The following is a 13,176-nucleotide window of genomic DNA, read 5'->3' as shown; positions in this document are numbered from 1 at the left end:
AGTTCATCATCAAAAGTGGTAAGCTAAAAAGAAAAGCGAAGGCGCCTTGACCAGGGGCGACAGGCACAAGACGAGCCGGCGAGAAGGCTGCATTTTAGCCTTCTTGATGGATTGGCTTGTGACCCGAGCCCCTAGGCGCCGGAGCTAGACAAAAAGAAAAGCGAAGGCGCCTTGGCGCTAAAGCTGACAAAACAAATTTGCTTTAGAAAGTGTGCAATTTATATGTTGGAATCAAAAGTAGAGTCCTTTTTGCAGCGCCATTCCTTTTCACTGGAAAACAAAAGGATCGTCGTTGGGGTTTCAGGAGGACCCGATTCATTAGCACTGCTCCATTATTTGCTGAAAGAAAGACAAAAAAGAAATCTGTTTCTAGTGGTTGCTCATGTGGACCATATGTTCCGCGGAGAAGAATCCTATCTTGACGCCATGTTTGTAAAAGATTTTTGTGAACAGAACAAGGTCGATTTCGAAATGATTCAAATCGATGTAACTAAAATCATGAATGAAACAGGGAAAAGCTCACAAATTGCAGCAAGAGAAGTAAGATATCAGTTTTACCATAAAATAATGGAGCAGTTTCAATCGCCCTACCTTGCACTTGGACACCATGGTGACGACCAAGTAGAGACGATGCTTATGCGGCTGACAAGAGGAAGCAGTGGAAAGGCTAGAGCGGGAATTCCATTTACACGGAAATTTTATGAAGGAACAATCTTTCGGCCGTTTCTATGCCTGACTAAGGATGAGTTACAAAGCTATTGTAATCATCATAATCTGAACCCGAGAATCGATCCGAGCAACGCAAAGGGACTTTATGTTAGAAATCGCTTTCGAAAACAGGTTCTACCCTTTCTTAAGAATGAGAACAGCCATGTACATGAGCAGTTTCAACGGTTTAGTGAAGAATTGCAAAGTGATGAAGAGTTTCTGATGGAATTGGCAGCTGAACGATTGAACACAGTATTGGCAAAGAGAGAAGAGGACAAAATTACTATTGACATAAAACTATTCCTTGCAATGCCTTTACCTTTACAAAGGAGAGGGTTTCAACTAATATTAAACTATCTTTACAAAGAAAAACCTGCATCTCTTTCTGCCATACATATTGATCAAATCTTTACCTTAATTCACCAGCACGGGCCTTCAGGAATCCTTGATCTTCCTAATGGTTTAAAGGTTATTCGCTCTTATTTTCAACTTTCTATCCAATATGAGCAAATAAACGCTGAACCATACTATATTGAAATCAATGAACCTGGATTGATTAGGCTCCCAAATGGAGGGAGTATTTCAGTCGATTATATAGGCGGAGAAAATCCTCAAGTGAAATGGAATAGTGCCATTTTTAATGCGGACCTGCTCCATTTACCACTGATTGTACGTACTAGGGAAAAAGGCGACCGAATGACATTAAAAGGCATTCAAGGATCAAAGAAGTTAAAGGATATCTTTATTGATCAAAAAATTCCACGGCATGAGAGGAATCTATGGCCTGTTATTACTGATAGAGAGGGATTAATTATTTGGCTTCCAAATATAAAAAGGTCATCTTTTGAAGGTATTGATCCAACAGCAAAACAATATATACAACTCACATACATTAAGTAATGATCTTCTAGGAGGCACATTTTTATGATGAAAGATGATATTGAAAAGGTATTAGTTTCAGAAGAGGAAATTCAAGCGAAAATTAAAGAATTGGCTGGAAAGTTAACAGAAGAATATCAAGATCGTTTTCCACTGGCTATTGGAGTTTTAAAAGGTGCCATGCCATTTATGGCTGACCTGTTAAAAGGGATAGACTGTTATCTTGAAATGGACTTTATGGATGTATCCAGTTACGGTACAGCCCTTGTATCTTCTGGCGAGGTTAAAATTATAAAGGATCTCGATACTTCTGTTGAGGGAAGGGACATATTAATTATTGAGGACATTATTGATAGTGGTTTAACACTAAGTTATTTGGTTGATTTGTTCAAGTATCGTAAAGCAAAATCAATAAAAATCGTTACTCTTCTTGATAAACCAACAGGCCGTAGGAGTGACATACAAGCTGATTATGTAGGTTTTGTTGTTCCGGATGAGTTTGTTGTAGGATATGGTTTGGATTATATTGAGAAATACCGTAACCTTCCATATATTGGGGTATTAAAACCAGAAGTTTACAGCAAATAATGATCAAAAAACATTATTCTCTACTCTTTCAAACAGCCTGTTAACTGAGAGTAATTCCTTGAATTAGTAAGATTTTCTATGATACTATTTAATATAGTTTTTATCCGCGGGAGGAGGTAAGAGATGAATCGGATTTTCCGTAATACCATCTTTTATTTATTAATATTTTTAGTCATTATTGGCGTAGTTAGTTTCTTCAATGGAAGCAATGAACCGACAGATCATATCTCTTATGATAAGTTTGTAACACAGCTAGAGAGTGATAAGGTCAAATCATTTTCCATGCAGCCTGAACGTGGTGTTTATGAGGTTCGGGGTGTACTAGAAGCTAATGATAAGAAGTTTATTACCTATATTCCGAACAGTGAAAAGATTCTCGACCGAATTGATAAATCAGGCTCTAAAGTGGAGGTAATGCCCGCAAAAGAAACAAGCGGCTGGGTTACTTTCTTTACTTCCATTATTCCGTTCGTGATTATCTTTATTTTATTCTTCTTCTTACTAAACCAAGCACAGGGCGGCGGAAGCCGAGTCATGAACTTTGGTAAATCAAAGGCAAAGCTTTATAACGATGATAAGAAAAAGGTTCGTTTTAGAGATGTAGCTGGTGCAGATGAAGAAAAAGCAGAATTAGTAGAGGTAGTTGAATTCCTAAAAGACCCTAGAAGATTTGCTGAACTAGGAGCAAGGATTCCAAAAGGTGTCCTTTTAGTAGGACCTCCGGGTACTGGTAAGACATTACTAGCACGTGCTACGGCAGGTGAAGCAGGCGTACCTTTCTTCTCAATAAGCGGTTCGGATTTCGTCGAAATGTTTGTTGGGGTTGGAGCCTCGCGTGTACGTGATTTATTTGAAAATGCAAAAAAGAATGCCCCATGTATTATTTTTATTGATGAAATCGATGCCGTTGGTCGTCAGCGTGGAGCTGGACTTGGCGGGGGACATGATGAACGTGAACAAACATTGAATCAACTTTTAGTTGAAATGGATGGATTCGGTGCCAATGAGGGTATTATCATTATTGCTGCAACAAACCGGGCAGATATTCTCGATCCTGCATTATTACGTCCAGGACGTTTTGATCGTCAAATTACTGTTGACCGTCCAGATGTAGTTGGACGTGAGGCTGTTCTGAGAGTTCATGCACGCAATAAACCATTAGATGAATCTGTTAATTTGAAAAATATTGCTATGCGTACACCTGGTTTTTCTGGTGCCGACTTAGAGAACTTATTAAATGAAGCAGCACTTGTTGCAGCTCGCAGTAATAAAAAGAAAATCGATATGGAAGATATCGATGAAGCAACAGACCGTGTTATTGCAGGTCCAGCTAAGAAAAGCAGAGTTATTTCTGAAAAAGAACGCAAAATCGTCGCATTCCACGAAGGTGGTCATACAGTAATTGGCTTGGTGCTTGATGAAGCGGATATGGTTCACAAAGTTACCATCGTTCCACGTGGGCAAGCCGGTGGATACGCTGTTATGCTTCCAAGAGAAGATCGTTACTTTATGACGAAACCAGAATTGCTTGATAAAATTGTTGGTTTATTAGGCGGACGTGTCGCAGAGGAAATTGTTTTTGGAGAAGTAAGTACGGGCGCACATAATGACTTCCAACGTGCAACTGGTATTGCTCGTAAGATGGTTACGGAATATGGAATGAGTGATAAGCTTGGGCCGCTCCAGTTTGGTCAAGGATCCGGCGGTCAGGTTTTCTTGGGACGTGACATCCATAATGAGCAAAATTATTCCGATGCAATTGCCTATGAAATTGACCTCGAGATTCAAAGCATTATTAAAGAATGTTATGAGAGAGCTAGAAAAATCCTTACTGAAAATCGTGATAAGCTTGACCTCATCGCAACGACACTTCTTGAGGTTGAAACGCTTGTTGCAGAACAAATTAAATATCTAGTTGAAAATGGCCACATGCCAGAACCGTCTCTTCATTTAGAAACGGTTAAAATTGGACCAAAAAAAACGGATGACGTAAAGGTCAATATCAATAAAAAGAAGGATGAATCCGGTATTGAGGAAAAGCCTTCCTCAGAAACTCCTTCCGATGATAACGATAATAAGTAAATAAAGTGAAAGGGTGCTTCAAGAGAAGCACTCTTTTTTTTACTCACATACTATTTATGATATGATGTTGCTTATGAGGAATAAGAATATTAATAAAAGCGAGTGATAGATTTGATTTTCGTATTTGATGTGGGAAATACCAATATTGTCTTAGGTGTTTATGACGGGGATGAACTCAAGTATCATTGGCGGATAGAAACCAGCCGCAATCGTACGGAAGATGAGTTTGGAATGAATATAAAGTCCCTGTTTGATTTTTCAGGTCTAAAGTTCTCTGATATCGATGGCATTATTATTTCTTCTGTTGTGCCGCCGATTATGTTTGCCTTAGAAAGAATGTGTCAAAAGTATTTTCACTTAAAACCTCTTGTTGTTGGGCCTGGAATAAAAACAGGGCTCAATATTAAATACGAAAATCCTAGAGAGGTAGGGGCAGACCGTATTGTCAATGCCGTTGCAGCGATCCACGAATATGGAAGCCCCCTGGTCATTGTGGATTTTGGGACGGCAACTACTTATTGCTATGTGAATGAGGAGCGTCAATACATGGGGGGAGCAATTGCACCAGGCATAGGCATCTCAACCGAGGCCCTTTATTCTAGAGCTGCAAAGTTACCGCGAATTGAAATTGCCAGACCTGAAGGGGTTATTGGAAAAAATACCATTTCCGCTATGCAGGCAGGTATTGTATATGGATATGTGGGACAAGTTGAGGGCATTGTCAAAAGGATGATGGATCAAGGCTCAAAAAAACCAACCGTCATTGCAACAGGCGGGCTAGCTGGTTTGATTTCACAGGAATCGACTATTATTGATATCGTAGACCCGTTTTTAACTTTAAAAGGACTTGCACTTATCTATAAACGTAACATGGGATAACCTATAGTTATTGCATTTGAAGGGAGTTTTAAAATGAAAGATTATTTAGTAAAGGCCTTGGCCTATGAGGGAAATATCCGGGCATATGCTGTTCGAACAACGGATACAATCAGTGAAGCACAGCGCCGGCATCAAACATGGCGCACTGCATCTGCTGCACTTGGCCGCACGATGACCGCAAGCGTCATGATGGGGGCTATGCTAAAAGGGGAGGACAAACTGACTGTTAAGATTAATGGAGGCGGTCCGCTTGGTCCGATTGTTGTCGATAGTAATGCCAAAGGGGAAGTCCGTGGATACGTAACCAATCCTGAGGTTGATTTTGAATCCAATGAACATGGCAAGCTTGATGTCCGCCGTGCGGTCGGCACTGACGGCACGCTAGCAGTAGTGAAGGATACTGGGTTACGTGACTTTTTCTCTGGACAGGTACCGCTTGTTTCAGGAGAATTAGGCGAAGACTTTACCTATTATTTTGCGACCTCTGAACAAGTACCTTCTTCAGTCGGAGTCGGTGTATTGGTCAATCCGGATGATTCAATTTTAGCTGCCGGCGGTTTTATTTTTCAATTAATGCCTGGTACACCAGATGCTCTTATAACTCAGTTAGAAGAGAGGTTAAAAACGATTGAGCCAATTTCAAAATTAGTTGAACGAGGCCTGACACCGGAACAAATCCTTGAAGAGCTGTTTGGGAAAGAACATATAAAGGTGCTAGAAACAATGCCGGTTAAATTTGAATGTAATTGTTCAAAAGAACGTTTTGCTAATGCCATTATTGGATTAGGAACGGCTGAGATTACAGCAATGATTGAAGAGGACGGACAGGCAGAGGCCCACTGTCATTTCTGTAATGAGAGATACCAGTATTCAAAGGAAGAGCTGGAAGTGTTAAGAGAAAAAGCAAAGTAGTTTTTTAATATATTCAGACCTGCGCCCGGTAATTAGTTATTTGACTGACGGGCGCGTGTTTTTTGATTTGGAGGAGAAAAGGTTGGGAAAGAAACAGCTTTGGATGATCATTGCAGCCCTTATCTTTTTGAACTGTTTGACAGTGGCCCTTTTTCTTACAAAGGCAAATGGAGTAAATGGTATTGCCGCAAATGAAGAGGCTGTGGCCACCGTTGGAAAGTCGGAAATAACCAGACAAGCATGGCTTAATGAACTAGAAGCCAGGTATGGTGAAGATGTGCTGAAAGAAATGGTAGACCAGAAAGTAATTGAAGAAATGGCAAGTAAGTATAAGATAAAGGTATCAACTAAAGATGTTAACCGGGAATATCGCATGCTTCAAACCACCTATAATTCATTTAGTCAAAAAGACCATCAAAGCGTGGCTGAATGGAAGGAACAAATCCGCAGCAGCCTGCTTTTGGAAGAACTCTTGACAAAAGATGTAATTGTTTCTGAACAGGAACTAAAAAGTTATTATCTTAAAAATAAAAACCAGTTTAGTGTTCCAGCTGCCTATCATTTATCGCACATCGTTGTCAAAACAAAAAAAGAAGCAGAAATGGCTGCTAAAGAGCTTAAACGCGGATCAAGTTTTTCAGCTTTAGCAATGGAACGCTCAATCGAGGAGTTTTCAGCTAATGAAGGCGGAGATATTGGATATATTAGTAATGGGGATGAACGTTATCCGAAACAATATATAACCACTGTTAAATCTTTAAAGATTAAAGCCGTCAGTAAGCCGATAAAAATAAACGAAGGATATGCGCTTTTAAAACTAGATGGAAAAATTAGTGGAAAGAACTATTCTTATAACGAGGTAAAGGATCAAATCCGCCGGCAAATAGCTCTAGAGCAAATGAAAACACCTGTCTCAGCATCAATCTTCTGGGATGAAGCAAAAGTAGATTGGTTTTATAAAAATAATGAAATGAATTAAGAGCACAGAACTATTTTCTGTGTTTTTTTAGTATTAATTAAGTATAATAAACCATATAAGTCGGTCTCTAGTACCTTTGACTCATACTTAGTAGATATCTCCCAAAAATATTTTCAATTTATTCGAAATATATTGGTCAAAACAATTGACAAATTAGCTTAAAAACTGGTAAATTTAATAATATAAATCCAATAAAAATACTCGGAATAGGGGTGTCCTAATGGTTCGTGTTGCAAATTCAGTGGCTGATTTAGTCGGCCAAACACCAATTGTTAAATTAAACAGATTAGTAGAAGAAAACAGTGCAGAAGTTTATTTAAAACTTGAGTACTTTAACCCAGGCAGCAGTGTTAAAGACCGTATTGGTCTAGCGATGATTGAAGCTGCAGAAGAGCAAGGGTTAATTAAACCAGGTGATACCATCATTGAACCAACAAGTGGTAACACAGGTATTGGTCTAGCGATGATTGCTGCAGCTAAAGGTTACAAAGCGATTTTCGTTATGCCTGAAACAATGAGCTTAGAAAGAAGAAACCTTCTTCGTGCCTATGGAGCAGAGCTTGTTTTAACACCTGGTCCTGCAGGTATGAAGGGTGCTATTGCTAAAGCAGAAGAGCTAGTAAAGGAACACGGTTATTTCTTGCCGCAACAATTTAAAAACCAAGCAAATCCTGAAGTACATAGAAAAACGACAGGTAAAGAAATTGTTGAACAAATGGATCAGCTAGATGCGTTTGTTTCCGGTATTGGAACAGGCGGAACGATCTCAGGAGCAGGCAGTGTGATTCGTGAAAAGTTCCCAGAAGTGAAGATTGTGGCTGTTGAACCTAAGGATTCACCTGTACTATCAGGCGGTAACCCTGGTCCGCACAAACTTCAAGGACTTGGCGCAGGATTTGTTCCTGATACATTAAACACAGAAATCTATGATGAAGTAATTCAAATTAACACAGAAGAAGCATTCGAAGCATCTCGCCGTGCTGCTAGAGAAGAAGGAATCCTTGGAGGAATTTCTTCAGGTGCTGCTATTTCTGCGGCTCTAAAGGTAGCAAAGCAACTAGGAAAAGGTAAAAAAGTACTTGCGATTATTCCGGATAACGGTGAACGTTACTTAAGTACTCCGCTTTACCAATATGATGCTGAGTAAAAATTAGTTGAGGCGCCGGCATTTTTGCCGGTGCCTCTTTTTTTTGTTAAATATATGATAAAATGTGAAAAAACAAGCTGTGGGGGAATATGGAATGAAAACAACTTCAGGAAAGATCACATGCGGGCCATATACCTTGGATTATTCAAAAAAGACTCTTGTTATGGGAATTTTAAATGTTACCCCTGATTCCTTCTCAGATGGAGGGGAATTTAACCACATAGAGTGTGCAGTTGAGCATGCAAGGGAAATGGCGGCAAATGGTGCAGATATTATTGATATCGGTGGTGAATCAACCAGACCGGGTTATACGGTAATATCCGATGAGGAAGAGATAGAGCGGGTCGTTCCAGTCATTAAGGCCATTTCCGAACAGGTTCCCATCCCCATATCAATTGACACCTATAAAGCTGAGGTAGCCAAGCAGGCACTCGAAGCGGGGGCACATATTATTAACGATATCTGGGGGGCGAAAGCGGACGGAAGAATGGCGCAAGTGGCGGCTGAATATGACGTTCCAATCATCCTTATGCATAATCGGCATGATCGTAATTATGATTTCTTTATTCGGGATGTATTAAACGATCTATATGAGAGTATCGCTATTGTAAAAAAGGCTGGTGTCAAGGATGAAAATATCATCCTTGACCCTGGTATTGGCTTTGCAAGGGATTATCAGGAAAACATCTTAACCATGCAAAACCTGGAAAAGTTCGCCATGCTCGGCTATCCTGTCTTATTAGGGACTTCCAGAAAGTCAATGATTGGACAAGCGTTGGATCTTCCTGTACAGGAAAGGATGGAAGGGACAGGGGCAACTGTTTGTTATGGCATCCAAAAAGGCTGCCAAATAATCAGGGTGCACGACGTAAAAGAAATGAGCAGAATGGCAAGAATGATGGATGTTTTGTTAGGAAAGGATGTAATCAGTGGATAAGATATATGTAAATAGAATGGAGTTCTATGGTTATCACGGTGTGTTTCCGGAAGAGAACCGGCTCGGTCAGCGGTTCGTGGTGGATTTAACAGTTTCAGTAGATGTGAAGAAAGCGGGGGAGACAGACAACCTTGCGTTTTCTGTTAATTACGGTGAATTGTATCAAGTTTGCAAGGAAGTGGTTGAAGGGCAGCCTTTTAATCTCCTTGAGGCGGTCGCTGAAACAATTTCAGCGAATATCTTGAAGACTTTTCCGTTTGTACAAGATGTAACTGTTAAAGTGATAAAACCAGACCCTCCAATACCTGGTCATTACAAGTCTGTTGCCGTAGAAATAACGAGGGGAAGATAATATTGGAAAATACAGCATATATTTCCCTTGGCTCAAATATAGGAAACCGTTATGATAATATCGTAAATGCAATAAACCAATTAATAGGATATTCAACCGTTAAGGTGGTAAATTTTTCATCTATTTATGAAACAGATCCGGTTGGGTATGAAGATCAGGATTTATTTTTAAACATGGTAATCAAGGTACAAACTAGTCTGACTGCAATGGAATTATTAGATACTTGTTTAAATATAGAAAAAGAACTTGGGAGAAAAAGGGAAATTAAGTGGGGGCCTAGAACGATAGACCTTGACATTCTTACTTTTAACCAAGAAAATATTGAATCAGAAAAACTTACTGTACCGCATCCGAGGATGATAGAACGGTCGTTTGTAGTAGTTCCATTAGTAGAAATTGATCAAAACCTTAGATTGCCTGGGGTGGATAAGCCTCTTAACATAATAGTAAATGAACTACCAGATAAAGAAGGGGTCCGATTATGGAAGCGGAAAAATGGGGAAGACGTATTCGAGCCTTTCGAAAGCTAAAAGGTTATACACAAGAAGGCTTTTCGAGGGAACTAGGTGTATCAGTATCTATTTTAGGCGAGATTGAAAGAGGAAATCGCCTGCCTGCAGAAGATTTAATCGAGAGAATTGCTCGTTCTTTAAAAATTAGTATAGAAGATTTAAAACCAATAGATTGAGAAAAGGAGGTTACTGATGTTAAAAATAGGTGATATTGAGATAAAAAATCCTGTTGTGCTGGCACCGATGGCAGGTGTATGTAATTCTGCGTTCCGACTGACTGTAAAAGAGTTTGGCGCTGGTTTGGTATGTGCCGAGATGGTTAGTGATAAAGGGATTGTTTTTAAGAATGAGAAAACAATGAATATGCTTTATATCGATGAGCGTGAAAAACCACTTAGCCTGCAAATTTTCGGCGGTGAAAAAGAAACCCTTGTTGAGGCGGCAAAATTTGTAGATAAGAACACGAATGCTGATATTATTGATATCAATATGGGCTGCCCTGTTCCGAAAATTACAAAATGTGATGCAGGGGCAAGATGGCTGTTAGATCCCGACAAAATCTATGAAATGGTTTCTGCTGTTGTAGATGCCGTAGAAAAGCCAGTGACGGTTAAAATGCGTATGGGCTGGGATGACGAGCATATTTTTGCTGTGAAAAACGCGCAAATGGTTGAACGCGCAGGCGGTAAAGCAGTTGCTTTACATGGCCGCACAAGGATACAGATGTATGAAGGGAAAGCAAACTGGGATATTATACGGGAAGTCAAACAGTCTGTTAACATCCCTGTTATTGGTAATGGGGACGTGCAAACGCCTCAGGATGCAAAAAGGATGCTTGATGAAACAGGTGCAGATGGTGTCATGATCGGAAGAGCCGCATTAGGAAATCCGTGGATGATATACCGTACTGTCCAGTATTTAGAAACAGGCAAACTTTTAGGTGAGCCATCTGTAAGAGAAAAGATGGATGTATGTATTCTTCACCTGGATCGACTGATTGCTTTGAAAAGTGAGTATATTGCCGTTCGTGAAATGCGTAAGCATGCGGCATGGTATTTAAAAGGGGTCCCTGGTAATGGAAGAGTGCGTAATGCGGTTAACGAGTGCAATACACGAGAAGACTTAGTAACCCTTTTGAATGGTTTAGCAGCTGATGTAGAGGAGCAGGAAAAGAGTCAGTTAATCATAGGTTAATTTGACAGGTCATCTTCTATTTTCTATAATAATTTTGTTTAATGAATTAACTGCCGGTAGCAATACTGGCAGTTTTTATGTATTTAAAAACTTTTTTGATGTCTGAACTGTCATGTTTGTGTAAAATAATATAGTATGTAAAAAAGCGGAAGTTGGACAAGAAAATCGGTCAGTATTCATGAGTTTTACATAAATCAGAAAGTGATGGAGTTGAAGTAAGCATGAGTCAGGAAGAATTAAACGACCAGTTTTTGGTCAGACGTGAAAAAATGAATGCAATGCGTGAAAATGGATTAGATCCATTTGGCAAGCGTTTTGATCGCACTCACAGTACAAAAGAAATAATCGAACAATATGGGGAACTGGAAAAAGAAGAGCTTGATGCAAAAAATGTTCCTGTTTCACTAGCTGGACGGATTATGACAAAGCGCGGAAAAGGAAAAGCAGGATTTGCCCACATTCAAGACCTAACAGGTCAAATTCAACTATATATCCGCCAAGATGCAGTTGGAGAAGACTCCTATAAGGTATTTGATTCAGCCGACCTAGGAGATATCATTGGAGTGACAGGCACCCTTTTTAAGACGAAGGTAGGGGAATTGTCCGTTAAAGTTGGAGATTTTGTATTCCTTACTAAGGCATTGCGCCCGCTTCCTGATAAATTCCACGGTTTGAAGGACGTAGAACAGCGTTACCGTCAGCGTTATTTAGACTTAATTATGAGTCAGGAAAGTAAGGAAACCTTCATTACGAGAAGCCGGATTATCCAATCGATGCGCCGTTATTTGGATGGCCATGGTTATTTAGAAGTGGAAACTCCGATGATGCATTCAATTGCGGGCGGTGCTTCTGCAAGACCATTTATAACACACCACAATGCTCTTGATATGGAGTTATACATGAGAATAGCCATTGAGCTTCATTTAAAGAGACTAATTGTTGGTGGTCTTGAAAAGGTTTATGAGATTGGCCGAGTATTCAGAAATGAAGGTGTTTCTACTCGTCATAATCCGGAATTCACAATGATTGAACTTTATGAGGCTTATGCGGATTACCGGGATATTATGAGTCTTACAGAGAACTTAATTGCACATATTGCTCAAGAGGTTTTAGGGACAACGACCATTCAATATGGTGAATATGAAGTGAATTTACAACCAGAGTGGAAAAGACTTCATATGGTTGATGCTATAAAAGAATATACTGGAGTCGACTTCTGGAAAGAGATGACTGTTGAAGAAGCTCGTGCATTAGCGAAAGAACACGATATCGAGATAACAGAACACATGCAATATGGTCATATCGTGAATGAGTTCTTTGAGCAGAGAGTCGAAGAAAAATTAATTCAGCCTACTTTCATTTATGGGCATCCTGTGGAGATTTCCCCTCTTGCTAAGAAAAATGAAGAGGATCCACGTTTTACTGATCGCTTTGAATTGTTTATCGTTGCGCGTGAACATGCGAATGCCTTTACAGAGCTTAACGATCCTATCGATCAAAGAGAGCGGTTTGAAGCGCAATTAAAAGAACGGGAGCAAGGCAATGATGAAGCTCACCAAATGGATGAAGACTTTGTTGAAGCTTTAGAATATGGTATGCCGCCTACAGGTGGATTAGGAATTGGTATTGATCGCTTGGTCATGTTATTAACGAATGCTCCATCCATCCGCGATGTATTATTATTCCCGCTTATGCGTCATAAATAAGAGTTCTAATATTAATAAAAGTAAGAAGCACACGGTATTTCAAAAATCGTGTGCTTTATTTGTTATATTAAAAGTAGCGTGAATATTTTTTCTTTAAAAAAGGTATTGCATCCAAGTTCTGAAGGTGGTATATTATTATTCGTTGCTGCAAAACAGTAACACGAAAGAAAAAGAAATTATAAAAAGTTGTTGACTTTAGGTTGATAACTTGTTATGATAACAAAGTCGCCTTTGAGCGATAAAGTAATTGTTCTTTGAAAACTAAACAAACAAAAACGTCAACAAACAATAAATATTAGTT

13 protein-coding genes are annotated in these 13,176 nt (G+C 39.5%); all 13 read left to right on the top strand.

Annotation, left to right across the window (positions count from 1 at the left end; translation table 11 throughout):
* Positions 1-222: 222 nt before the first annotated feature.
* Positions 223-1,608, top strand: a complete 1,386-nt coding sequence (gene tilS, locus GXK58_RS23780; protein WP_160725663.1) for a tRNA lysidine(34) synthetase TilS — start codon at positions 223-225, stop codon at positions 1,606-1,608.
* 24 nt (positions 1,609-1,632) lie between these two features.
* Positions 1,633-2,175: a hypoxanthine phosphoribosyltransferase gene (gene hpt, locus GXK58_RS23775; RefSeq protein ID WP_160725662.1), complete on the top strand. Its 543-nt coding sequence runs from the start codon at positions 1,633-1,635 to the stop codon at positions 2,173-2,175.
* A gap of 123 nt (positions 2,176-2,298) precedes the next feature.
* Positions 2,299-4,257 carry an ATP-dependent zinc metalloprotease FtsH gene (gene ftsH, locus GXK58_RS23770; RefSeq protein WP_160725661.1) on the top strand — a complete coding sequence of 653 codons (1,959 nt, stop codon included), beginning with the start codon at positions 2,299-2,301 and terminating at the stop codon, positions 4,255-4,257.
* Between the two features lie 111 nt (positions 4,258-4,368).
* Positions 4,369-5,136 carry a type III pantothenate kinase gene (locus GXK58_RS23765; protein ID WP_160725660.1) on the top strand — a complete coding sequence of 256 codons (768 nt, stop codon included), beginning with the start codon at positions 4,369-4,371 and terminating at the stop codon, positions 5,134-5,136.
* Between the two features lie 33 nt (positions 5,137-5,169).
* The gene (gene hslO, locus GXK58_RS23760; protein ID WP_160725659.1) at positions 5,170-6,048 is read left to right on the top strand and encodes an Hsp33 family molecular chaperone HslO; all 879 of its coding nucleotides are present in this window, start codon (positions 5,170-5,172) and stop codon (positions 6,046-6,048) included.
* Between the two features lie 82 nt (positions 6,049-6,130).
* Positions 6,131-7,027, top strand: coding sequence for a peptidyl-prolyl cis-trans isomerase (locus GXK58_RS23755; RefSeq protein WP_160725658.1), 897 nt, complete (start codon positions 6,131-6,133; stop codon positions 7,025-7,027).
* 220 nt (positions 7,028-7,247) lie between these two features.
* The gene (gene cysK, locus GXK58_RS23750; RefSeq protein ID WP_160725657.1) at positions 7,248-8,174 is read left to right on the top strand and encodes a cysteine synthase A; all 927 of its coding nucleotides are present in this window, start codon (positions 7,248-7,250) and stop codon (positions 8,172-8,174) included.
* 94 nt (positions 8,175-8,268) lie between these two features.
* A complete protein-coding gene (folP, locus tag GXK58_RS23745; protein ID WP_160725656.1) occupies positions 8,269-9,111 on the top strand; it encodes a dihydropteroate synthase in 843 nt (280 codons plus the stop codon).
* Positions 9,104-9,463 (top strand): dihydroneopterin aldolase, encoded by a 360-nt coding sequence (folB, locus tag GXK58_RS23740; protein ID WP_160725655.1) that lies wholly within the window; start codon positions 9,104-9,106, stop codon positions 9,461-9,463. Before folP ends, folB begins: the two co-directional genes overlap by 8 nt.
* Before the next feature lie 2 nt (positions 9,464-9,465).
* Positions 9,466-9,993, top strand: coding sequence for a 2-amino-4-hydroxy-6-hydroxymethyldihydropteridine diphosphokinase (gene folK, locus GXK58_RS23735; protein WP_160725654.1), 528 nt, complete (start codon positions 9,466-9,468; stop codon positions 9,991-9,993).
* Positions 9,945-10,151 carry a helix-turn-helix domain-containing protein gene (locus tag GXK58_RS23730; protein WP_160725653.1) on the top strand — a complete coding sequence of 69 codons (207 nt, stop codon included), beginning with the start codon at positions 9,945-9,947 and terminating at the stop codon, positions 10,149-10,151. Before folK ends, GXK58_RS23730 begins: the two co-directional genes overlap by 49 nt.
* Positions 10,152-10,167: 16 nt before the next feature.
* On the top strand, positions 10,168-11,169 hold the full coding sequence (gene dusB, locus GXK58_RS23725) for a tRNA dihydrouridine synthase DusB (protein ID WP_160725652.1): 1,002 nt from the start codon (positions 10,168-10,170) through the stop codon (positions 11,167-11,169).
* Between the two features lie 221 nt (positions 11,170-11,390).
* The gene (gene lysS / locus GXK58_RS23720; protein ID WP_160725651.1) at positions 11,391-12,875 is read left to right on the top strand and encodes a lysine--tRNA ligase; all 1,485 of its coding nucleotides are present in this window, start codon (positions 11,391-11,393) and stop codon (positions 12,873-12,875) included.
* The last annotated feature ends 301 nt before the right edge of the window (positions 12,876-13,176 follow it).

The organism is Bacillus sp. USDA818B3_A (genome assembly GCF_009928415.1).
Lineage (GTDB): Bacteria > Bacillota > Bacilli > Bacillales > Cytobacillaceae > Neobacillus.
This window is presented reverse-complemented; position numbering and strand designations above follow the sequence as displayed.